Here is a 23,728-nt window from a genome sequence, read left to right as displayed (position 1 = left end):
CTAACTCGAGTTAGCGAAGTGCCTTTTAAAGCTATTTTAGCTACTCAAATTAGCCAAATCATTTGGTTTAAAACTGTGATGCTGAACAGACAATTTATTATATATTTATGATTTAAAAGGCTTTTATTAAAAATCTGCGTATTTGTTTATTTGACGCAGATCGAATTTTAACCACTTCTCGTGAAGCCTCTCACAGTTCCATAACAAAAAAGTTGTGTAAAAAACTCTCCAATACCTAAGCTAACTCGAGTTAGCAAAAATGGGTAATTCAGCCAACTGCGACAGTGGTGTCCAACATCCGCTTTTGCAGCACGGCACAAAGTGAGATGAGGAACCTCGAATGAGAAAAAATAGCTTACCGAAGATTGGTATCCGCCCGGTTATTGATGGCCGTCGTATGGGGGTACGTGAGTCGCTTGAAGAGCAAACCATGAATATGGCGAAAGCCACCGCCGCGCTTATTACGGAAAAACTTCGCCATGCCTGTGGCGCACAAATTGAATGTGTAATTGCCGACACCTGTATTGCCGGTCTGGCGGAATCCGCAGCCTGTGAAGAAAAGTTCAGCAGCCAAAATGTTGGCGTAACGATTACCGTTACCCCTTGCTGGTGTTACGGCAGCGAAACCATCGACATGGATCCGATGCGTCCGAAAGCTATCTGGGGCTTTAACGGCACAGAACGCCCTGGCGCCGTTTATCTTGCTGCCGCGCTGGCTGCGCATAATCAAAAAGGTCTGCCCGCGTTCTCCATTTACGGTCACGACGTACAGGATGCCGGCGACACCACCATCCCCGCCGACGTCGAAGAAAAACTGCTGCGTTTCACCCGGGCGGGCTTAGCCGTTGCCAGTATGAAAGGTAAAAGCTATTTATCCGTAGGCGGCGTTTCTATGGGCATTGCCGGTTCTATTGTCGATCATAACTTCTTTGAATCCTGGCTGGGAATGAAGGTTCAACCTGTTGATATGACTGAACTTCGCCGTCGAATTGATCAGAAAATTTATGACGAAGCTGAACTGGATATCGCACTGGCGTGGGCAGACAAGCATTTCCGCTACGGCGAAGATCAGAACGCCCAACAGTATAAGCGTAACGAAGAGCAGAGCCGCGCGGTACTGAAAGAAAGCCTGCTGATGGCGATGTGCATCCGCGACATGATGCAAGGCAATCAGAAGTTAGCAGACAAAGGTCGTGTTGAAGAATCGCTGGGTTACAACGCGATTGCCGCGGGCTTCCAGGGACAGCGTCACTGGACGGATCAATATCCAAACGGCGACACTGCCGAAGCACTGCTGAACAGCTCCTTCGACTGGAATGGTGTGCGTGAGCCGTTCGTTGTCGCGACTGAAAACGACAGTCTCAACGGCGTAGCGATGCTGTTTGGTCACCAACTCACCGGTACAGCACAGGTTTTTGCTGATGTGCGCACCTACTGGTCGCCAGAGGCGGTGGAGCGTGTCACGGGTAAACCGCTGACCGGGCTGGCTGAGCACGGCATTATTCACCTGATCAACTCTGGATCGGCAGCCCTGGACGGCTCTGGCAAACAGCGAGATGGCGCAGGGAAACCAACCATGAAGCCGCACTGGGAAATTTCGCAGAAAGAGGCCGATGATTGTCTGGCGGCGACCGAATGGTGTCCGGCTATTCACGAATACTTCCGCGGCGGCGGTTACTCCTCTCGCTTCCTGACCGAGGGCGGTGTGCCATTCACCATGACTCGTATCAATATTATCAAAGGGTTAGGACCGGTGCTGCAAATCGCCGAAGGCTGGAGCGTGGAGTTACCAAAAGAGGTGCATGCTCAGCTTGATGCGCGTACCAACTCGACCTGGCCGACCACCTGGTTTGCGCCGCGCTTAACCGGTAAAGGTCCATTCAGCGATGTCTATTCCGTCATGGCTAACTGGGGCGCAAACCACGGTGTGCTGACGATAGGCCACGTCGGCGCGGATTTTATTACCCTTGCCGCCATGCTGCGTATTCCGGTTTGTATGCACAACGTGGAAGACGAAAAAATCTATCGTCCTTCAGCCTGGGCAGCCCACGGTATGGATAGCGAAGGCCAGGATTATCGTGCCTGCCAAAACTACGGCCCGCTGTATAAACGTTAATGTGGCTTTGCCCGGTGGCGCAAGCTTACCGGGCCTACGGACGAGTGAACCTTAGGCCGGATAAGCGCAGCGCCATCCGGTAGCGTTTCAGGAGTTGTTATGAAACAAGACGTTATCCTGGTACTCGACTGCGGCGCGACCAACGTGCGGGCCATTGCCGTTGACCGACAGGGAAAAATTATCGCCCGCGCCTCAACGCCCAACGCCAGTGATATTGCCGCAGAAAATAGTGCCTGGCATCAGTGGTCGCTGGAAGCCATTTTGCAACGCTTCGCCGACTGCTGTCAGCGGCTCTCTACGCAACTGGCCAATTGCCGTATCTGTGGGATCGCCGTCACCACCTTCGGCGTAGACGGTACGCTGGTCGATCAACACGGCAAACAGTTATATCCGGTAATCAGTTGGAAATGCCCGCGCACCGCAGCAGTGATGGAAAATATCCATCGCTACATGTCGCCGCAGCAACTGCAGGAAATCTCCGGCGTCGGCGCGTTCAGCTTCAATACGCTGTATAAACTGGTGTGGCTGAAAGAAAACCATCCACAACTGCTCGAACAGGCACACGCCTGGCTGTTTATTTCGTCGCTTATCAACCACCGTTTAACCGGCGAGTTCACCACAGATATCACTATGGCGGGCACCAGCCAGATGCTGAACATCCAGCAGCGCGATTTCAGTGATGACATTTTGCAGGCAACCGGCATACCGCGCCGACTGTTTCCACGTCTGGTGGAAGCGGGCGAACAGATTGGGGCACTGCAACACGAGGCCGCCAGCCTGCTCGGGCTGCCAGTGGGTATTCCGGTGATATCTGCCGGGCACGACACGCAGTTTGCGCTGTTTGGCGCGGGGGCTCAGCCAGACGAACCGGTGCTCTCTTCCGGTACATGGGAAATTCTGATGGTGCGCAGTGCGCAGGTGAACACCTCTCTGCTCAGCCGTTATGCGGGTTCCACTTGTGAATTAGACAGCCAGGCCGGACTGTACAATCCCGGCATGCAGTGGCTGGCCTCCGGCGTACTCGAATGGGTGCGTAAGCTGTTTTGGACTGCCGAAACGCCCTGGCAGACGCTGATTGACGAAGCCCGGTCCATTCCTGCTGGCGCAGAAGGCGTCAAGATGCACTGCAACCTGCTGGCCTCTCAGGATGCGGGCTGGCAAGGGGTTACGCTCAATACCACCCGCGGGCATTTTTATCGCGCCGCGCTGGAAGGACTGACAGAACAGTTGCAGCAGAATTTGCACACGCTGGAAAAAATCGGTCATTTCCAGGCCTCTGAATTGTTATTGGTTGGCGGGGGCAGCCGTAACGCATTGTGGAACCAGATTAAAGCTAACGTTCTCGGGATCCCTGTCAAAGTGCTGGATGACGCCGAAACCACCGTGGCAGGCGCCGCAATGTTTGCCTGGTCAGGTATGGGTGAATTTACCACCCCGGAACAGGCTCGTGCCCAGGTGAGCTACCAGTACCGTTACTTCTATCCGCAAACCGAATCTGAACTGACAGGAGTCGAGTAACATGCTCAAAACGATATCACCCTTAATTTCTCCCGACCTGCTGAAGGTGCTGGCTGAAATGGGTCACGGCGATGAGATTATCTTTTCCGATGCCCATTTTCCGGCTCACAGCATGGGACCGCAGGTGATTCGCGCCGACGGTCTGCTGGTCAGCGATCTGCTGCAGGCGATTATTCCGCTTTTTGAACTGGACAGCTACGCCCCGCCGCTGGTGATGATGGCGGCAGTAGAAGGCGACGCTCTCGATCCTGACGTCGAGGCTCGCTATCGCCAGGCGCTTTCCTTACAGACCCCCTGCCCAGACATCACGCGTATTGACCGTTATGCCTTTTACGAACGCGCGCAAAAGGCGTTTGCGATCGTTATCACAGGAGAACGGGCAAAGTACGGGAATATTCTTTTAAAAAAAGGGGTAACGCCATAATCTCTGGTCAGCATGCCCGTCTGGTACGGGCATTCTGCATAAAATAAGGATCAGAACATGAAAGCGGCGCGCCAGCAGGCCATCGTAGATCTGCTTACCCACCACAAAAGCCTGACAACCGAAGCCCTGTCATTGCAGCTTAACGTCAGCAAAGAGACCATCCGCCGCGATCTCAGTGAATTACAAACCCAGGGCAAAGTGCTACGCAATCACGGACGGGCCAAGGCCATTCACCGGAAAAATCAGGACAGTGGCGACCCGTTTCATATTCGACTCAAAAGCCACTATGCGCACAAAGCGGATATTGCGCGGGAAGCGCTGGCATGGATTGAAGAAGGAATGGTGATCGCCTTAGACGCCAGCTCAACCTGCTGGTATCTGGCGCGTCAGCTACCGGACATCGACATTCAGGTTTTTACCAACAGCCAACCCATTTGCCAGGAATTGGCAAAACGCGAACACATTCAGCTCATCAGCTCTGGCGGCCGCCTTGAACGTAAATACGGCTGTTATGTTAATCCCGCGCTCATCTCGCAGCTAAAATCCCTCGATATCGACCTGTTTATTTTTTCCTGCGAAGGGATCGACAGCGACGGCACGCTCTGGGACTCCAATGCCACCAACGCAGACTTCAAATCCATTCTGCTTAAGCGCGCATCGCAATCTTTATTGCTGATCGATAAAAGTAAGTTTAATCGTTCCGGGGAGGTCCGGATTGGGCGTCTGGATGATGTGACGCATATCGTGTCAGATACGCAACTGATTGAAACAACATAGACCGGATAAGACGTTTACGCCGCCATCCGGTCTATGTTTAGCGTTATCGCTCGTCCCGGCGACCGCCGACGGCCGCCCACAGACGACGCACGTGTACGGTCACTTCTTCCCGATCATGATACAACTGACGCGCCTGCATCTGGGCATTGACGCCATGCTCATCAAGCTGTGCCTGGATATAGGCCAGATTCTGCGATACCTCTTCATAACGTTTTTTCATCGGCAGCTTGAGGTTGAAGATCGTCTCGCGACACCAGCCGTTGACCAGCCACTGCGCCATCAGCGCGGCAACCTTCGCCGGTTTCTCCACCATGTCGCACACCATCCACGAGATGTTGTTACGATTCGGGCGATACTTAAATCCGTCTTCGCGCAGCCAGGTGACCTGCCCTGTATCCATCAGGCTTTGCGCCATCGGACCATTATCCACGGAATAAACCCACATGTTGCGTTTAACCAGTTGATAGGTCCAACCGCCCGGACATGCGCCTAAATCCACGGCATACATGCCATTGGCCAGACGCTCGTCCCACTCATCTTCTGGAATGAACACATGCAGCGCCTCTTCCAGCTTCAGCGTTGAGCGGCTCGGCGCATCGGCCGGGAACTTCAGGCGCGGAATACCCATGTAGAACGGGGAGTTATTGTCAGGCCAGGAATAACCGGTATAACAACAGCCAGGGGCGATAAAGAAAACATGAACCACTGGACGTTTCGGCGTTTCATATTTTGCCAGTACGCCCGCTTCGCGCAGCGCCGCGCGCAGCGGTACGGTAAATTTACGGCAGAACTTAACCAGCTCTTTGCTTTCATTGGTGTCGGCGACTTCGACCCGCAGATCGCCGCCTTTTTCCACCACGCCCTGCAACATGCCGACAATTGGCGTAATACGGTCTTCCGGCGGTAAATATTGCAGCAGTTCGCCCACCACAAACATCTGACGGGCAAAAATCAACGAGCTAAACGGCAGCTCTTTCACTAACTTTTCGGCATCGTCCTGCTGATAGCATTCGAAGATCACATAGCCCGCATTGTCTTTTACACGGGCGAAACCGAAGATTTCCCGACGTCCTGCTTTATCCGTAATTTCTGCGGCGCACTCTTTTTCAAAACCCGGGCGACACAACAATACAACCTTATTCATGGCTAACGCCCTTACGTTTCAATCGAATAGCGCCCACTAACATCAGCGCCCAGCCCACAAGGAAGCTGAAACCACCGACGGGGGTAACAAACGCCCACAGGCGTAAATGGGAGAGCGCGAGGCAATACAGGCTACCGCTAAACAGCACCGTTCCTAAGGCCAGAAACACGCTACTCCAGTAAAACCAAATGCTAATGCGTCGCTGCATGGCGACGGCCAGGCCGAAGATAGCCAGCGTATGAAACGCCTGATACTCAAGGCCAGTCTGGATCCAACCCATTTCTACGACACCCAGGGTTTTACTCAGAACATGTGCCCCAAAGGCGCCCAACGCCACAAAGATAAAACCACTTACGGCGGCAAAAATCAGCATAAAACGGCTGGTCATGTTAATACCCTACGTAATTTATTGTTCATAACGAAAGCGGAATTTTTCTTGTTCCGAGGCCGCTTTCGCCAGTATCCACTGACGGAAGGCGGCTATTTTACCCAGTTCTGCCTGACTGTCATGACAAACCAGATAAAACGCGTTTTTGCTGACCAGAACATCGTTAAACGGACAGACCAGACGTCCGGCTTCAATTTCGGACTGCGCCATAACGTTATTCGCCAGCGCAATCCCCTGTCCATGGATAGCAGCCTGTAGCACCATGGCGCTATGGCTGAAGATAGGTCCTTGCTGTACGTTGATATGATTCAGGCCAAGCTGGCGCGTATAGGCTTGCCAGTCACGCCGCGACGCATCGTGCAACAATGTGTGTTTTGCCAGATCATCCGGCGTCTTCAGCGGCTTATCACCGGTAAGTAGCAGCGGCGAGCAGACCGGCAATAAATATTCTGCGTACAATTTTTCAACGCGCAGACCCGGCCAGTTGCCGCGTCCGTAGAAAATCGCCACATCAACATCGTCAGCCAGTTTGTCTTCCTGACGGTCCACCGCCTGGATCCTGACATCGATTCCCGGATAAGCTGAGTTAAAGCTAGAGAGTCTGGGCACCAGCCATTGGATCGCGAAACTGGGCAATAAACTAACGGTAAGCGCACCTTTTGCACTGCGTGCCTGAAGTTTACGCGTCGCGTCAGTTAATTGCGAAAAAATCTCTTTGATGTCGAGGAAATAGCTTTGACCCTCTTCTGTTAACAGCAGAGATCGATTGCGTCGACGAAACAGCTTCAGCCCCAGAAAATCCTCAAGTGACTTGATTTGATGACTTACTGCGGCCTGCGTCACAAAAAGCTCTTCCGCTGCGCGGGTAAAGCTCAAATGGCGCGCTGCGGCATCAAAAACACGCAATGCATTTAGGGGTGGTAATCGTTTTGACATGACTTTTAGGCTTTGATGTTAAATGAATTTAACAATTATCTAACAGGATGTAACCTATTAGTTTTTTTTATCTGAGCCATTATAAATTGTCCGTTGAGGTTCTACCAGCAAATACCTATAGTGGCGGCACTTCCTGAAGCCGGAACGAAAAGTTTTATCGGAATGCGTGTTCTGGTGGGCTTTTGGCTTACGGTTGTGATGTTGTGTTGTTGTGTTTGCAATTGGTCTGCGATTCAGACCATGGTAGCAAAGCTACCCTTTTTCACTTCCTGTACATTTACCCTGTCTGTCCATAGTGATTAATGTAGCACCGCCAAATTGCGGTGCTTTTTTTTGTCCGACTTTCTGTCGATGGCGACCGGTTAGTTATCCAGTTCTACCATCTCTTTCACATCGGTACGGTTGATCTGCTGTTTGTTGCCGTTAGCGTCTTTATACGAAATCATTCCCGTTTCATTGTCGGTCTGTGGCTTGCCATCAGATACGATTGATCGACCATCGTTGGTGTGCATCACGTAATTCGATCCAGAACAGGCGCTCAGGGCAAAAGTCAGCATACAGGCAGAGATAATTGCGGCAGTCTTTTTCATCTTCTTCTCCTTAAAGCGATTTATGCTATTAAAAACACACTCCGTAACAGGCAAAATTGCTCGCCTAACGCTATTTAGCATAAGACACTGTGAGGACTTTGCCAGGATATCCAGAGTATTCCGATGGTTAGCACAACCCTTGTGTCAGCGCCTGTTTTGCGCGACGATCGGTTTATTGAACTGAGGATGACCATGAACGCATTTAATCCCGCGCAGTTTCGCGCGCAATTTCCCGCACTCAACGATGCCGGCGTCTACCTCGACAGCGCTGCTACTGCACTGAAGCCGCAGTCCGTGATTGAGGCGACCCAGCAATTTTATAGCCTGAGCGCCGGGAACGTGCATCGCAGCCAGTTTGCCGAAGCGCAACGCCTGACCGCGCGCTATGAGGCCGCACGGGAAAAGGCCGCGCGCCTGATCAACGCCCCGGATGACAAAACGATAGTCTGGACCCGTGGCACAACGGAAGCTGTCAACATGGTTGCCCAAAGCTATGCGCGTCCGCGCTTACGGCCGGGCGATGAGATTATCGTCAGCGTGGCGGAACATCATGCCAATCTCGTTCCGTGGCTGATGGTGGCAGAGCAAACGGGCGCTAAGGTAGTCAAACTCCCGCTCAACGCCCATTTGCTACCGGACGTCGAGCGTCTGGTTGAGCTCATCACTCCGCGCAGTCGCATTCTGGCGCTGGGGCAGATGTCGAACGTCACCGGCGGTTGCCCGGATTTAGCCCGCGCCATTACGCTCGCCCATGCGGCTGGCATGGTGGTAATGGTTGATGGCGCGCAGGGAATTGTGCATTTTCCCGCTGACGTGCAGCAGTTAGATATTGATTTCTATGCCTTCTCGGGCCACAAGTTGTATGGCCCAACCGGTATTGGCGTACTGTATGGTAAGCCAGAATTACTGGAAGCCATGTCACCGTGGCTCGGCGGCGGCAAGATGATTAGCGAAGTCAGCTTTGACGGTTTCACCACCCAGGCGGCCCCCTGGAAGCTGGAGGCCGGTACGCCTAACGTAGCTGGCGTCATCGGGCTAAGCGCGGCGCTCGAGTGGCTGGCGGACATTGATGTTGCGCAGGCCGAAAACTGGAGCCGGGGTCTGGCGACGCTGGCAGAAGACGCCCTGGCGAAACGTCCCGGTTTTCGTTCCTTCCGTTGTCAGGACTCCAGTCTGTTAGCCTTTGATTTCGCTGGCGTTCATCACAGTGATATGGTGACGCTGCTGGCCGAATATGGCATTGCGCTGCGCGCAGGGCAACACTGCGCACAACCACTGCTGGCGGAGCTGGGCGTATCCGGGACCCTACGCGCCTCTTTTGCGCCCTATAATACGCAAAGTGATGTGGATGCGTTGGTCGCAGCCGTTGACCGCGCGCTGGAAATATTGGTGGATTAATGACAAGCCCTTTATTCGCCGGACACCCGTTTGGCACAACCGTAACGGAAGAGACGTTGCGTACTACGTTTGCCCCGCTCAGCCAGTGGGAGGATAAATATCGTCAGCTAATTCTGCTGGGTAAGCAGCTTCCGGCGCTGCCGGAGGCGCTAAGGGCGCAGGCAAAAGAGATTGCGGGATGTGAAAACCGCGTCTGGCTGGGATATACCCTGCACGAGAATGGCACCCTGCATTTCTTCGGCGACAGCGAAGGCCGCATTGTGCGCGGGCTGTTGGCGGTATTGCTCACCGCCGTTGAAGGTAAAACCGCAGCCGAGTTACGGGCGCATTCACCCATGGCGCTATTTGACGAGTTAGGGTTAAGCGCGCAACTCAGCGCCTCGCGAAGCCAGGGCCTGCATGCGTTGAACGAGGCGATTCTTGAGGCTGCCCGGCAAGCCGGATGACGACGGCTGATGCGTCTTATCCGGCCTATAACACCGCACGAACTGTAGGTCGGATAAGCATAACACCATCCGACACAATCAACTCTGGCGCGCCGCTTTCGCCATCATCTTCTTCAGCGCATGGGAAACGGCTACAAAGCCAAAGGTAGCCGTCACCATGGTGGCGGCGCCAAACCCTGAGGCACAATCCATACGTTTTGGCCCTTCCGCCGTCGCCTTCATGGCACACACCGAGCCATCTGCCTGCGGGTAAACCAGCGCCTCGGTCGAGAACACGCAATCCACGCCCAGCTTGCCTTTACTGTTTTTCACCGCGCCAAAATCACTCTTCAGCCGCTCACGCAGCTTGGCCGCCAGCGGATCCTGAATGGTTTTTGCCAGATCAACCACCTGAATCTGCGTCGGATCGATCTGCCCGCCCGCACCGCCGGTGGTTACCAGCGGAATCTTATTACGCCGACAGTACGCAATGAGCGCCGCTTTCGGGCGCACGCTGTCAATCGCATCGATGACATACGAATAACCCGCATTCATATACTCCGCAACGTTATCTGGCGTAACAAAATCATCGACCACGTTCACCAGGCACTCCGGGTTAATCTGGCGGATACGTTCCGCCATCACCTCAGCTTTTGCTAAACCAACGTTATCGCGCAGCGCATGGATCTGACGGTTAGTATTGGTGACGCAAACATCATCCATATCGATGAGCGTAATCGCGCCAATGCCGGTACGCGCCAGCGCTTCCGCCGCCCACGATCCCACACCGCCAATCCCGACCACGCAAACATGCGCTCCGGCAAATAACTGCAGCGCATTTTCGCCATACAGCCGCGCCGTGCCGCCAAAACGCTGACGCCAGGCGTCACTGATAACCACAGACATAGAACCTCAAATATAGAAAACAAAAAGAGCGGACAAATACCGCCCTTGATGACTGCATCACTGCCTGATGGCGGCTACGCCTTATCAGGCCTACTCAGTAATGTAGGCCGGATAAGCGAAGCGCCATCCGGCAATTAACCGCTAAATACGTTACCCGCGTTGGCCGCTGTTTTCAGCACCCATACGCGACCGTAGTGATTATACCACCCGGCACGATGTCCGGCGTCAGCGCCAATACCCTGATAGATATCAAAGTGCTGGCCTTTAATCGCACCGCCCACATCCAGCGCCACCATCAGGCGCAGTTCATATTGACCGGTGAACTTACCGTTATTGTCCAGCAAGGGGACTTCCGCCAGTAACGTGGTGCCCGCAGGAATGATACTGCGGTCAGAAGCCACCGATGCGCGGCCAATCAGCGGTACCGCGCTGGCCCCTTTCACCGGCGCAAAAGATTGCGGCTTAAAGAAGACAAACGATGGGTTCTGCTCCAGCAGCTCACGCACTTCGGCCTCGCTGTGCGTCTCTCCCCAGTGGCGAATGGCCTGCATCGACATATCTTCTTTTTTCACTTCGCCACGATCAATCAACACCTTACCGATACTGCGATAGGCATGGCCGTTTTTCCCGGCATAGCTAAAGAAGTTTAGCGGGCTGCCGTCGCCAAAATCGATATAGCCACTGCCCTGAACATCCATAATAAAGTTGTCCATCAGGGAGTTGCTGTACGCCAGAATATAATTATCGCTTAGCGCGCCTGCGTAGATCTCGGCACGAGAGGGTAAACGTCCGCGTTTTGGCGGCATGCGATAGATAGGATACTGGAACTCGCCCTGACGCGTGTGGCGCGCCTGAATAACCGGCGTGTAATAACCCGTAAACTGGACGTTACCGTAGTTGTCCGCCCCTTCCATTTGCCACGCGTCAATACCAAACTGACGCATGCTGCGCGTATCACCGCCCGCACGTAACCATTGCTGGATAGCGTTGTAGACGTTGCTCTGGTTACCGTACAAACGCGGCGAAGCGCTGCGAATTTGATTAACCTGCTCGGCGAAATCACCGGCATTGATTGGCGCGCCAACCGCATCAGGCTGGTTCACCAGTGAGAAAGGCTGGGTAAATTTCCCGTCTTTATACTGCTGCCCACGATCGGTGGGTTTTGAGGAACACGCGGCGAGCATCGCAACGACTGCTCCCGCCAGAAGATATTTTGCCCAACGTCCTTTCATTGTTCTCGTCTTATGTTGCCTGAATGCGAGACGAAGATAACAAACCCCCGTACCTAATGAAATGCGAATGCATACCCGAACGCAAATTTTGCGCAAAAAATAATCCAGAATACGTTGTTTTTGTTCATTTTCACCCTTAAAACGTGATCAAGGTGAAAAAAGGGTTGCATGAAAATGCGAGCAGAGTATAGTGCGCATCCACGGACGCGGGGTGGAGCAGCCTGGTAGCTCGTCGGGCTCATAACCCGAAGGTCGTCAGTTCAAATCTGGCCCCCGCAACCAATTAAAATCAGAAGCAGTAACGTTACTCGATGGAAGAGTAATGACGGACGCGGGGTGGAGCAGCCTGGTAGCTCGTCGGGCTCATAACCCGAAGGTCGTCGGTTCAAATCCGGCCCCCGCAACCAATCATATTTGCTGCAATATTTTTGCAAAGTAGTTCGAATCACAGCAAGGCGGCGACGCAGTGAATCCTTAGGGGCTTACTCCAGTAAGTGACTGAGGTGAACGAGGAAAGCCAACGCAGATGTGGTTTGAAATACGAAGCAAAAAGACGGACGCGGGGTGGAGCAGCCTGGTAGCTCGTCGGGCTCATAACCCGAAGGTCGTCGGTTCAAATCCGGCCCCCGCAACCAACACATTAAGCACCTTAACGGGTGTTTTTTTGTATCTGTCGTTCGTAAAAAAAGCGCTTTTCAGCGCTTTTTTGTTATCCCCTTCTCGCCAGCGTCGCACCATCGGCAAAGTAGGCTTTAATCCCTGCCAGAATCGACTCCGCCACTTCCTGCTGGAAGGTCGCCGTCTTCAGCTTACGCTCTTCTTCGACGTTACTGATAAATGCCGTTTCCACGAGGATGGAGGGAATATCCGGCGCTTTCAGCACCGCGAACCCGGCTTGCTCAACCTGATTCTTATGCAGGTTGTTGATTTTACCAAGCTTATTCAGCACCGCTTTGCCAAACTTCAGGCTGTCGGCGATGGTCAGCGATTGCACCATATCGAACATGGTGTGGTCGACATAACGGTCACCGCTTTTGCTAACGCCACCGATGAGATCCGAGGCGTTCTGGGTTTGGGCCAGATATTTTGCCGCGGTACTGGTCGCCCCTTTAGTCGAGAGCGCAAACACCGATGAGCCGCTGGGTTGCCGGCTGGTAAAGGCATCGGCGTGAATAGAGACAAACAGGTCTGCACGCTGTTTCTGCGCTTTCGCCACACGCACTTTTAGCGGAATGAATATATCTTCATTACGCGTCATAAAGACCTTCATGTTGCCCTCTTTTTCAATAAGGGCTCGCAGGCGACGGGCAATTTGCAGTACCACATCTTTTTCACGCGTCTTGTATTTCCCCACCGCACCGGAGTCTTCTCCACCGTGCCCGGGGTCCAGCATAATGACAATCGGACGATCGCGCCCCGCTTTACCCGGCTGCGGACCACTTTGCGCAGGCGGCACCTGTTTATCCAGATCGCCCTTGTTGTAATCTTCAAGCAACGCCAGCAGCGGATCCTGAACATCCTGCGCATTAGCAGGATAAAGATCCATGACCAGACGCTCTTTAAAACCGGCGACGGGGGCCAGGGCAAAGAGTTGCGGCTTCACATTCTGTTTCAGCTCGAACACCATCCGCACGGTCTGCGGGTCAAATTGCCCGACTCTCGCCGACTTAATATAGGGATCGTCAGGACGAATCTGCGCGCCGATGCCCTTAAGCACCGAGTTCAAATTAACGCCTTCAATATCGACAACCACACGCTCAGGATTACTCAGGGCAAACTGTTTGTATTTCAGCAAACGGTTGGATTCCACCGTGACGCGGGTATAACTGGACGCAGGCCAGATACGAACGGCAACGACCTGACTCACGGCAGCCAGACCAACCTGACTGACGCTCAAAAGCCACATAGCACCCGCACCTTGCAGTAAACGACGGCGACTGATTGCTGAATTGGATCCCGACATGCTTCTCCCGAGCAAAAGAAATCTTTATTGAAGTAATACGTAAAACGTCCGAATTGACCGGAAACTTTAACGAATGACGCATAATCTGTCATCTATAAAAGGGTAAACATTCTTTTTATATTCACGACATTACTGAAAAAAATCTTCGGCATGAGTAAAAATTACGCTTGCGCACAGCACCAAAACAGAATAAAAATACATAAATTACGAATAATCATGCAATGAGGGTGTGCCGTGGTGAAGGAGCGTAGAACCGAACTGGTACAGGGATTCCGCCATTCTGTTCCCTATATCAATACCCATCGGGGAAAAACGTTTGTCATTATGCTGGGCGGCGAAGCCATCGAGCATGAAAACTTTTCCAGTATCGTCAATGACATTGGGCTTCTTCATAGCCTCGGCATCCGCCTTGTCGTAGTCTATGGCGCACGACCGCAGATTGATGCCAATCTTGCGGCGCATCATTATGAGCCGGTGTACCACAAAAATACGCGCGTCACCGACGCTAAAACCCTGGAGCTGGTCAAACAGGCTGCGGGATTGCTCCAGCTTGATATTACCGCCCGCCTGTCGATGAGCCTGAATAATACGCCATTGCAGGGTGCGCATATCAATGTGGTCAGCGGTAATTTTATTATCTCCCAACCGCTGGGCGTTGATGACGGCGTGGACTACTGCCATAGCGGGCGTATTCGTCGTATTGATGAAGAGGCCATTCACCGTCAACTGGACAGTGGCGCGATAGTCCTGATGGGGCCAGTCGCCGTTTCCGTTACCGGTGAGAGCTTTAATCTGACGTCAGAAGAGGTCGCCACGCAGTTGGCTATCAAACTGAAGGCGGAGAAAATGATTGGCTTTTGCTCGTCCCAAGGGGTCACCAACGATGATGGCGATATTATTTCCGAATTGTTCCCTAACGAAGCCCAGGCGCGCGTCGAGTCACAGGAAGAGAAAGGTGACTACAGCTCAGGTACGGTGCGCTTCCTGCGTGGTGCGGTGAAAGCTTGTCGCAGTGGCGTACGCCGCTGCCACCTGATCAGCTATCAGGAAGATGGCGCGTTGCTGCAGGAACTGTTCTCCCGCGATGGCATCGGTACGCAAATCGTGATGGAAAGCGCGGAGCAAATTCGCCGCGCCACCATTAACGATATCGGTGGCATTCTGGAGCTGATCCGTCCGCTGGAACAACAAGGCATTCTGGTCCGCCGCTCCCGCGAGCAACTGGAAATGGAGATCGACAAATTCACCATTATTCAGCGCGATAACCTGACCATCGCCTGCGCCGCACTGTATCCTTTCCCGGAAGAGAGGATTGGCGAAATGGCCTGCGTGGCGGTACACCCGGATTACCGTAGTTCGTCACGTGGGGAAGTATTGCTGGAGCGGATCGCCGCGCAGGCCCGGCAAATGGGGCTGAGTAAGCTGTTCGTACTGACCACCCGCAGCATCCACTGGTTCCAGGAGCGCGGCTTCACGCCGGTGGATATCGACCTGCTGCCGGAAAGCAAGAAAGAGATGTACAACTATCAGCGGCGATCAAAAGTGCTGATGGCTGATTTGGCCTAGGCGTGGCTGCCGGATGCGGCATAACAGCCTCATCCGGCCTACAGCTACATCATGCCGTCATTAAATAATGCTGATAGCCCGCTGCGGCGTTCGGTACGCATGACAATTGCCCCGCCCAATATTCGTTCATCGGCATACAGCGACAGACGGCGGCGCGCGCGGGTTACGGCGGTATAGACCAGCTCGCGGGTAACCACGGGGGAATGCTGGCTGGGTAAAATCAGCGCCGCATGGTCAAACTCAGAGCCCTGCGATTTATGTACCGTCATCGCCCAGGTGGTTTCATGCTCAGGCAAGCGGCTGGGTTGCACCGACTTAATCGAACCGTCCGGCAGCGCAAACCACACCCTCAGCCCTTGTCCGCGATCGAGGGCAATGCCAATATCACCGTTAAATAACCCCAGCGAACTGTCATTGCGCGAAATCATCACCGGTCTTCCCTCATACCAACGACTGTGCGTCGAACGGTGAATTTTACGTTTTTGCGCCATCACCTGCTCAATGCGCTCATTCAAACCGCCTACGCCAAACGGCCCTTCCCGCAAAGCGCATAGCAGCTGATACTCATTGAAGGCCTGAATGATGGCATCCGGCGCGGCGCCCTCATGCAGTAAATCCAGGTAGTGCCCATAACCTGCCAGCGCCTCATCCAGCATCGCGGCGTAATCTTCACTGCTGCGTAACGTGCGTTTTTCGATATCGCTGAATCCCTGCTGGAAAACCGTTTTTACCGCAGCTTTGTCACCGCAATTAATCGCAGCAGCCAATTGACCGATCCCAGAATCACTGCCGAAACGGTAGCTTTTTTGCAGCAGACACAAGCTGTCACGTAACGCCGCCGCCTGAGTACCCGTTCCCGCCGGAATAGCGCTACCGGTCAGGCGACTAAGCTGCCGGGCGCGTTCCGGGGTAAATCCTTCGCTGACAAAAGCACAAATATCCCCGAGCACCGCCCCCGCCTCGACGGAGGCGAGCTGGTCACGATCGCCGAGAAAAATCACCCGCCCGTGCGGCGGTAGGGCATCGATAAGGCGCGACATCATCGGCAAATCAATCATCGAGGCTTCATCCACCACCAGCACATCCACATGCAGCGGATTCCCCGCGTGATGACGCAAGCGCTGGCTGCCGGGCTGAGCGCCTAATAACCGATGCAGCGTACTGGCATCATCGGGAATGCGTTTCTTTTGCTCATCGGTAAGCGGCAGTTCTCGCAACGCCGCTCCCAGCGAGGCGGTCAGACGCGCAGCCGCTTTTCCCGTTGGCGCCGCCAGACGAATACGGCAGCGTTCACCGTCCGCCATCTGGATCAACGCCGCCAGAAGTCTCGCGACCGTTGTCGTTTTTCCGGTGCCCGGCCCGCCGGAGATCACTGATATACGGCGGGTCAGCGCCACAGCAGCGGCCACCTTTTGCCAGTTAACGCCTTCCGATGATGGAAACAGCGCCTCCAGCGTGTCAGTCAGCCGTTGTTCATCCACCTCAATGGCGTGGTTAACTTCACTGAAAAAACGCGCCACCGCGCGTTCGTTATGCCACATGCGGTTCAGATACAGGCGATCGCCGTACAGCACCAGCGGGGTCGGTTGCTCGCCATGGCTTACTGCCCCGGAGGCCAGCAAACATTCCGCCCAGTCTTCAGGCTCGCCCATCTCAGCAAGCCAGGCGCTTAACAAAGGATGAGCATCTTCGCGTAAGGATAATCGCGAAAGTGGTAAGCAGACGTGCCCTTCTCCCGCTTCGCGGCTGAGCAATGCCGCAGCCAGCGCAACCGCAGGATTACCATTTCCGGCCACTGCCAGCGCAAACTGGGCATCCAGAGGCCGGAGCTGTTTTTGTTCAACGGCTTCCAGTAATCGTTTCTGGATTGTCATGACATCTCCTCCAGCTCCGCACCGGCAAACATCTCATCCATCAAAGCGATCAATTCTCCGTCTGGTCGGGTGGCGTAAATTCCCTGCTGCGGATCCTCGCCATCAACGCCGCGCAGGAAAAGATAGATAACGCCGCCAAAATGGCGTTCATAGTCATAATCAGCAATGCGATGGCGTAAGTAGCGATGCAGCGCCAGGGTATAAAGTTGATATTGCAGGTCGTAGCGATGCGCCTGCATGGCTGAGGCCATCGCCTGCTGCGTGTAGGCTGCGCTGTCTTCACCCAGCCAGTTAGATTTGTAATCAAGCAGGTAATAACGCCCCTGATGACGAAACACCAGGTCAATAAACCCTTTTAGCATGCCGCGTACCTGCATAAAATCCAACGCAGAGCAGCCCGCTGAGAGCGGATCGTATTTACGGATCAACGCATCAAGTCGGCTGGCCATCAGCGGCTGTGAAATCGGCAGATAAAACTCCATCTCCACCTGTTTTTCACGGGCGGAAAGTTGGCTCAAACTGACGCCCGTCTCGTTAAGAGGCGCCTGCAAAATGACGTCCAGCCATGCGGTCAAAACCGGCGTCCAATGCGCGTCATAACCGCCCAAGGCCAGTTTTTCCTCGACCCAATGCGGATCTACCGGTTGGGTAAAATCAAGGTCCTCAAACAGGCTATGCAAAAACGTGCCCGGCGAGGCGCCGCGCGGAAATTGATGCGGGGTGAGTCCTGACTCCGCAATGACCTCGCCAACGCCTGCGGCATCAACATCCAGGCGCGGGATCAGATCCTGCGCGATTCCATGTCCGCGCTGTTGCAGGCCGGAATAACTGGTCACGCGCCAGCCATCGCCGGGGGTGCGTTGCAGTGTTCTCGCACTCAATGTGGCGCTGACCGGCTGCGCAACCTGCCAGCGCTCACCGTCAGGTTGACCTGGCGTCAGGCAGGCAATATCGTCGCAACCCAGCGCGTCAATCGCGCCACGCAGTCCCACGGCATCCATTGGCTCACCTTTTTGCAACAGACGACCAAGGGCGCTCTGATGCACATCGGTATCCCCCTTTTTATCGCCCCGACGACGTACCAACGGCGCAACGCCGAGGCTGCAGTGCCATACCGAACGGGTTAGCGCAACGTAGAGCAAGCGCAGGTCTTCCGCCAGGCGTTCAGCCTCTGCCAGCTCAACGCTCTCCCTGGCGTCACTGAGGTCCAGTACCGCTTCAAAGGAGCTGCGATCGTGGTAGAACGCCTGATCCTGGACGCGGAAATTCGTGATAAACGGCAGCCAGACCAGCGGGTATTCCAGCCCTTTCGATTTATGAATGGTCACGATTTGTACCAGATGCTTGTCGCTTTCCAGTCTGAGCTGCTGGCTGGACGCATTGCTGTCCGGTTCAAGAATATGCTGGGACAACCAGCGCACCAGCGCATGCTCGCTTTCCAGTTGCGATCCCGCTTCCTGGAGCAGTTCGCTGATATGTAAAATATCGGTTAGACGGCGTTCGCCCCCTGCCGTCGCCAGCAGGTTTTCCGCAATCTGGCGATTTGTCATCAGCGCACGCAGCATCGGCATGACGCCGCGTTTATGCCAGATTTGACGATAGCCGTCGAATTCTTCAACTACCGCATCCCAGGCATTCTCATCATTATTTAATGCTTCAATATCCTGCGCATTCAGCCCCATCATTGAGGTCGCCAGCGCGCTACGCAGTGTGTTTTCCCGTTCCGGCGTCATCACCGCTTGCAGCATCCACAGCAATTCCTGCGCTTCCAGCGTTTCAAATACGCTGTCACGGTTGGAAAGGTAGACGGAGGGAATCGCCAGTTGCGTCAGGGCATCGCGGACCAGCGCCGCCTCCTGGCGGCTACGAACCAGTACGCTGATGTCTGAGGCGCGTACCGGCCTGGATGCTTTACCGCTGACCAGTTGCGCATCACCAGAGTGTCCGGCCTTCAGCCAGTCGCGAATTTGCGTCGCGCACACCTGCGCCATGTAGTTCTGGTAGTCGCCTACGCCACAACTTTCCCCTTCCATCAGCCACATACTCATTGCGGGCTGCGTTTCACCATGTAAAACAAACCGCAGCGACTGGTTTTTCTCTGCAAATTTTACCGGGCTAAAGGGGATTTCGCGGAACATAAAGGCGTCGTCCATCTGGCTGAAAAGCGTATTCACGCTATTAACCATGCCGGGGGCAGAACGCCAGTTGGTATCGAGCGTATAGTGTGCGCTGACTTCGCTGCGCGCCTTCATATAGGTGAAAATATCCGCGCCGCGAAACGCATAAATAGCCTGTTTGGGATCGCCAATCAACAGCAGCGCGGTCTCTGGCTGATGCTGCCAGATCCGGCGGAATATGCGGTACTGCTGCGGATCGGTATCCTGAAATTCATCGATCATCGCGACCGGGAAACGGGTACGGATAGCCGCCGCCAGCGCATCGCCGCTGTCACTGCGCAACGCCGCATCCAGACGGCTGAGCATATCGTCAAAGCCAAGCTCGCCGCGTCGACGCTTCTCCTCAGCAACAGCGGAACGGATCTCCGCCAGCGCCCGGGTGATCACCAGATCGCGGAGAGTTAACGGTTCGCTAAGTAGTTCATCAATGGCGACGAAAAGCGGGTGCTGAGGCGTTACGCCCCCCGCTTTGGTGCGCTCTTGCAGAAAACGCTGTGAGAATTTCTCCAGCGCGTCAGGAAGCTGGTAACTCTGGGTTTCTTCCTGTGCCCATGCGCTGATCTTTTCGATCCACTTGCTCTGGTTACCGCGATTGAATTTACGTCGGTCGATCCCTGAGGCTTCCAGCAGCCCGTCCAGCTCATCAACAGAGCCGCGCCATTGCTGCTTAATCCGGTTAATGCGGGCGAGAATTTGTTCGTGTCGGGAGGCCAGCGTTTCGTCATCGGACGGGGGAGCCTTGATCACCGGCGCTTCGCCCTGAAGATAGCGATCGATATCCCTCAATAGCGCCTGAGGACCTTTCCACGTTTCAAAAATGACCTGCGCAATGTCGCGGGACAACGGATAGCAATGCCGCCGCCAGAAGTCCGCGCACGCCTGATAACGCAGCAGTGATTCGTCTTCAATCAGTTGCTGTTCAAACAGCATGCCTGACTCAAAGGCGTTGAGGCTCAGCATGCGCTGACAAAAACCATGAATGGTAAACACCGCCGCTTCATCCATCTGTCTTTCAGCCAATAGCAGCCACTGGGCGGCCTGTTTTTTATCGGCTATTTCGTCTAACAAACGGGCATATAGCGGGTTGTCGGTGGTTTCACGCAGGCAGGCAATGCGCAGCTCATGAATGTTGCTACGAATTCGGCCACGCAGTTCCTCTGTGGCCGCCTCGGTAAAGGTGACCACTAATAGTTCTTCAACGGTCAGAGGACGTGGAAAGGCGGCAGAGCCGCCCAGTCCAAGCAGTAAACGTAAATACAGGGCGGCGATGGTAAAAGTTTTACCGGTGCCCGCAGAGGCTTCAATCAGGCGCTCGCCCGTCAGGGGCAAGCGCAGTGGATCAAGGGACTCAGCGGCATCATTCATTCTTGTCACTCATCAGGGGTAAGGTTTGCTGCAACGCGCTGACGGTCTGCCACACTTTCCAGCCTTCCGGGCGCACGTATTCTGCTTTCCCGTTCTGACTGCCGGAAACCTGTGACAGTATCGCCATGCCTTGCGGCTCAACCACCGCCTGATGGAAGAAGTCGGCAAGTTTTTGCGGCGTCAGCAGTTTAATCTGAGCCACTATTTTATCACGTGAATCGAAGCGCATATTGCCGCGATCAAAATCTTTGCTTAACTGTGAGGCTTCTTCCCCCAGCGTTTGCGGCGCCTGTAGCATTTGCGCAATGATCGCCTGCTGAATTTGTGCAAACTCTTCTGGTTTCATTGCCCGCAGCTTCGCTTCCGCCGTCGGGAAAAATGCTTTATAACGCTCCCAGAGGTAAGACGGTTGCTTATCACTGCTTTGTAACAGGAACCCCATCCCCCACTGACGCCCAACGCTCATCGGGAAAGCAAATACGGCATAGCCTAACTGCTCTTCAGTACGCAATTGATTGTAAAACCACGGCTGAACAATTTGCCCTAACATGGCGCTGTAGGCTGAACTGCTGTATTCGTCATAGCCAGTTGGCACAAATACCGCCGCCAGCGCAGAATCCGTGCTACTACCCGCTTTCTCAAAGATGACGGACTGCTTCTTGTCCACGACCACTTCTTTGTTCCGGCACCACTGCGAGCCATTCGCGCCAAGCTGTTTCTGAATATCCTGCGCCATGGTTGTAGCCTGAGCTTTGCTCATATTACCCACCACCAGGAACTCAGGCCGCGCCCCCGCTTTTAACGCATCGCGGTAGGACATCACCTCTTGCAACGTAATGGATGGCAATAGCGCGCGACGTTCATCGCGTGAGAAATAGGGCACCTGAGACAGCATTTGCACCGGCATAATCGCCTGATCGTAGGCTTTACCTTTTTCCGCAGAGTCCATCATCTGGGCGTACCAGGATTTCGCCTGTGCCAGTTGTTCATCCGTTGAGGTGTAGCTGAAATAACCGCTTAATAACGCCTGAAAAAGCTGCGGCAGACGTTGAGTGTAACCGTTAGCGTTAAGCATCAGGCCATTGTTAGCGTTGGTCGAAAAACCTATTCCACCCACCGATGCCTGGTTGCTTAACTGATCGAGCGCGATTCCCGCCAGGTAATCGTTCAGGGCGAATAATACCTGGTTGCGCGCGCTGTCCATCGCTTTCGGGTTACGCAGGATCACGCTGACATCAGCCTTCGGCTCGCTGGCAAAATACAGGCTCGGCGCATACACCACGCGCAAATCCGGCTCATCGACGATCAGTTCCGGGTGAGCGTATTTTTTATCCGCTTTGATCAGCGTGAAATCATCCGGAATGTAGGGGTTCAGCTCTGGCAAAGACAGCGCAATGCCCTGTGCTTTTTGCTGCCAGTCAGCAAAGGTTTTGTCGCTGATTTTGTCCACCTGATAAGGCGCATCGACAAAATAAGCGGTTTTATTATGCGGTTCTTTCGCGCTGATATACCAGATACGCGCATTCTGCGGCGTCATCATTGCCAGACGTTGCGCAATGGCTTGCGCATCATATTGGTCGGCAATATTCACCGCATCCAACGTATGCTCGACGGGAACGCGGATCATGGTATCAGCCAGCCATTCCACGTAGTCCATATCACGAGTGATTGAAGGATAACGGAAATCGAGATCCAGCACGTGCGCCAGTTCGTTAAAGTAGCGTTTATCGACGCCTTTCTCACGTAACAGATTGAGATAGCTAAAGATGGCCGCAACAACTTCATCGCGGTTCGCCAACCCTTTGTCGGTTAACGTCGCAGAAATGGCTAATACCCCGCTGTTGCCATTAACCACCGGATCGGAATCGGCGCGAATGCCCTCCACCAGCCCCTGTTTTTGCAGCCAGTCGGACAGCGTACCAGGACTACGATTGCCAATCAGGTAGGTTATCAGTTCATCAGTTTTACTGCGGAACTTTACGCTGTTGTTATCGATACGAAACTCGACGCGCAGGACTTTGCGCGGCATTGCCGGCACATAGTGGATGATGATGCCTTTCTGTGCGTCGGTGACAACCGGTACGGTGATTTCCGGTTTTTCGATATTTCTGTTCGGTACGCGGCCGAAAGTATCAGCGGCTATCCGCGCCAACTCTGGCAGTGGTTTATTACTATAAATCACCGCCTTCATCAGGTTCGCGGAGTAGTACTTTTCATGAAATTTTTGTAATGCCAGCACCACCGGGTTACCCGGTTTATCGCTTAATGTCTCCAGATTTCCGCCGGAGAAACGCGAGCCAGGGTGCGCCGGGTTGATCGTCTCAGCGCTGACCTGCGCCATACGCATCCCATCCCGGGTACGCGCCAACGTCAGCTCAGAGTTCACCGCATTACGCTCGCGATCGGCATATTTTTTATCCAGCAACGGATCGGCGATCGCGTCCGCCAGTCTATCCACTGCCCCCACCAGCGCGTCGTTTTCGACTTCAAGATAAAAAGCCGTACGGTAAGGCGCTGTGCTGGCATTGTGGCTGCCGCCATGCATTTTCAGGAATTCAGCCAGGCTGTCGGGCTGCGGGTATTTTTTCGAGCCCATCAGACACATGTGTTCGAGATAATGCGCCAGCCCCTGATGATCGTCCGGATCTTCCAGCGAGCCAACAGGCACCACCAGTGCAGAAAGGGATTTCACGGCCTGCGGATCGGATACCAGCAACACGACCATGCCGTTATCAAGGCGCACGGCCTGATACTGGCGGGTATCTTTATCGCTTTTACGGATGGTTTCAGCTAAAGGCTGCCAACCGGTATCTGCCTGACTTACGGGAACCCAAAGGGCGACGAACAACAGTAATGCGCTGAACCAGGTGCTGCGGGGCATTCACAAACCTCATCATTAACGTATTCACCTGTTCACTGCAAACCACGT

The 23,728-nt window shown here is 54.1% G+C and carries 17 protein-coding genes and 3 tRNA genes; 10 read left to right on the top strand and 10 right to left on the bottom strand.

The features are described from left to right. The first annotated feature begins 340 nt into the window (after positions 1-340). The 4 genes from fucI (at position 341) to fucR (ending at position 4,835) form a co-directional block, all read left to right on the top strand. Positions 341-2,116, top strand: coding sequence for an L-fucose isomerase (fucI, locus tag FDX09_RS15725; protein WP_137347484.1), 1,776 nt, complete (start codon positions 341-343; stop codon positions 2,114-2,116). Between the two features lie 99 nt (positions 2,117-2,215). Then, positions 2,216-3,634, top strand: a complete 1,419-nt coding sequence (gene fucK, locus FDX09_RS15720; protein ID WP_137347483.1) for an L-fuculokinase — start codon at positions 2,216-2,218, stop codon at positions 3,632-3,634. Position 3,635: 1 nt separating this feature from the next. After that, positions 3,636-4,058 (top strand): L-fucose mutarotase, encoded by a 423-nt coding sequence (fucU, locus tag FDX09_RS15715; RefSeq protein WP_006686989.1) that lies wholly within the window; start codon positions 3,636-3,638, stop codon positions 4,056-4,058. A 57-nt stretch (positions 4,059-4,115) separates the two neighbouring features. Next, positions 4,116-4,835 (top strand): L-fucose operon activator, encoded by a 720-nt coding sequence (fucR, locus tag FDX09_RS15710; protein WP_137347482.1) that lies wholly within the window; start codon positions 4,116-4,118, stop codon positions 4,833-4,835. 43 nt (positions 4,836-4,878) lie between these two features. Here the strand turns inward: fucR and rlmM are convergent, their stop codons facing one another. From rlmM to FDX09_RS15690, 4 genes are all read right to left on the bottom strand, one after another. Beyond that, positions 4,879-5,979, bottom strand: coding sequence for a 23S rRNA (cytidine(2498)-2'-O)-methyltransferase RlmM (gene rlmM / locus FDX09_RS15705; RefSeq protein ID WP_038633266.1), 1,101 nt, complete (start codon positions 5,977-5,979; stop codon positions 4,879-4,881). Next, positions 5,972-6,367: a DUF423 domain-containing protein gene (locus tag FDX09_RS15700; protein WP_003034037.1), complete on the bottom strand. Its 396-nt coding sequence runs from the start codon at positions 6,365-6,367 to the stop codon at positions 5,972-5,974. Before FDX09_RS15700 ends, rlmM begins: the two co-directional genes overlap by 8 nt. A gap of 18 nt (positions 6,368-6,385) precedes the next feature. Next, positions 6,386-7,303: a glycine cleavage system transcriptional regulator GcvA gene (gcvA, locus tag FDX09_RS15695; RefSeq protein ID WP_038633269.1), complete on the bottom strand. Its 918-nt coding sequence runs from the start codon at positions 7,301-7,303 to the stop codon at positions 6,386-6,388. Between the two features lie 362 nt (positions 7,304-7,665). Continuing rightward, complete coding sequence (locus tag FDX09_RS15690) at positions 7,666-7,893, bottom strand: YgdI/YgdR family lipoprotein (RefSeq protein WP_016154261.1); 228 nt, start codon at positions 7,891-7,893, stop codon at positions 7,666-7,668. Between the two features lie 192 nt (positions 7,894-8,085). On the opposite strand from FDX09_RS15690, the gene csdA reads away from it, so the two are divergent. Both csdA and csdE read left to right on the top strand, forming a co-directional pair. Continuing rightward, on the top strand, positions 8,086-9,291 hold the full coding sequence (csdA, locus tag FDX09_RS15685) for a cysteine desulfurase CsdA (protein WP_038642847.1): 1,206 nt from the start codon (positions 8,086-8,088) through the stop codon (positions 9,289-9,291). Then, a complete protein-coding gene (gene csdE, locus FDX09_RS15680; RefSeq protein ID WP_069324527.1) occupies positions 9,291-9,737 on the top strand; it encodes a cysteine desulfurase sulfur acceptor subunit CsdE in 447 nt (148 codons plus the stop codon). The genes csdA and csdE overlap by 1 nt, the downstream gene beginning before the upstream one ends. Positions 9,738-9,815: 78 nt before the next feature. On the opposite strand, the gene tcdA is transcribed toward csdE, so the two are convergent. Together tcdA and mltA are read right to left on the bottom strand one after the other, a co-directional pair. Continuing rightward, complete coding sequence (tcdA, locus tag FDX09_RS15675; RefSeq protein ID WP_137347481.1) at positions 9,816-10,622, bottom strand: tRNA cyclic N6-threonylcarbamoyladenosine(37) synthase TcdA; 807 nt, start codon at positions 10,620-10,622, stop codon at positions 9,816-9,818. Between the two features lie 134 nt (positions 10,623-10,756). Further along, positions 10,757-11,854, bottom strand: coding sequence for a murein transglycosylase A (mltA, locus tag FDX09_RS15670; protein WP_042310759.1), 1,098 nt, complete (start codon positions 11,852-11,854; stop codon positions 10,757-10,759). A gap of 205 nt (positions 11,855-12,059) precedes the next feature. Here mltA and FDX09_RS15665 point away from each other — a divergent pair. The 3 genes from FDX09_RS15665 (at position 12,060) to FDX09_RS15655 (ending at position 12,489) form a co-directional block, all read left to right on the top strand. Further along, positions 12,060-12,136 (top strand) — tRNA-Met (locus FDX09_RS15665). A 48-nt stretch (positions 12,137-12,184) separates the two neighbouring features. Then, positions 12,185-12,261 (top strand) — tRNA-Met (locus FDX09_RS15660). A gap of 151 nt (positions 12,262-12,412) precedes the next feature. Beyond that, positions 12,413-12,489: transfer RNA gene (locus tag FDX09_RS15655), tRNA-Met, on the top strand. 74 nt (positions 12,490-12,563) lie between these two features. Here the strand turns inward: FDX09_RS15655 and amiC are convergent. After that, the gene (gene amiC, locus FDX09_RS15650; protein ID WP_042310761.1) at positions 12,564-13,817 is read right to left on the bottom strand and encodes an N-acetylmuramoyl-L-alanine amidase AmiC; all 1,254 of its coding nucleotides are present in this window, start codon (positions 13,815-13,817) and stop codon (positions 12,564-12,566) included. 234 nt (positions 13,818-14,051) lie between these two features. On the opposite strand from amiC, the gene argA reads away from it, so the two are divergent. Next, positions 14,052-15,383, top strand: a complete 1,332-nt coding sequence (argA, locus tag FDX09_RS15645; protein ID WP_038633289.1) for an amino-acid N-acetyltransferase — start codon at positions 14,052-14,054, stop codon at positions 15,381-15,383. Positions 15,384-15,427: 44 nt separating this feature from the next. Here argA and recD read toward each other — a convergent pair whose 3' ends face one another. From recD to ptrA, 3 genes are read right to left on the bottom strand one after another with little or no spacing between them, the layout of a single operon-like run. Then, on the bottom strand, positions 15,428-17,257 hold the full coding sequence (gene recD / locus FDX09_RS15640; RefSeq protein WP_137347480.1) for an exodeoxyribonuclease V subunit alpha: 1,830 nt from the start codon (positions 17,255-17,257) through the stop codon (positions 15,428-15,430). Next, positions 17,254-20,799 (bottom strand): exodeoxyribonuclease V subunit beta, encoded by a 3,546-nt coding sequence (gene recB / locus FDX09_RS15635; protein ID WP_137347479.1) that lies wholly within the window; start codon positions 20,797-20,799, stop codon positions 17,254-17,256. Before recB ends, recD begins: the two co-directional genes overlap by 4 nt. Continuing rightward, the gene (gene ptrA, locus FDX09_RS15630) at positions 20,792-23,680 is read right to left on the bottom strand and encodes a pitrilysin (RefSeq protein ID WP_137347478.1); all 2,889 of its coding nucleotides are present in this window, start codon (positions 23,678-23,680) and stop codon (positions 20,792-20,794) included. The genes recB and ptrA overlap by 8 nt, the downstream gene beginning before the upstream one ends. Between the last annotated feature and the right edge of the window lie 48 nt (positions 23,681-23,728).

The sequence above is a fragment of the Citrobacter sp. wls717 genome, from assembly GCF_005280955.1.
Lineage (GTDB): Bacteria > Pseudomonadota > Gammaproteobacteria > Enterobacterales > Enterobacteriaceae > Citrobacter > Citrobacter werkmanii.
The sequence above is the reverse complement of the archived record's forward strand: the minus strand, read 5'-3'. Positions and strand labels throughout refer to the sequence as shown.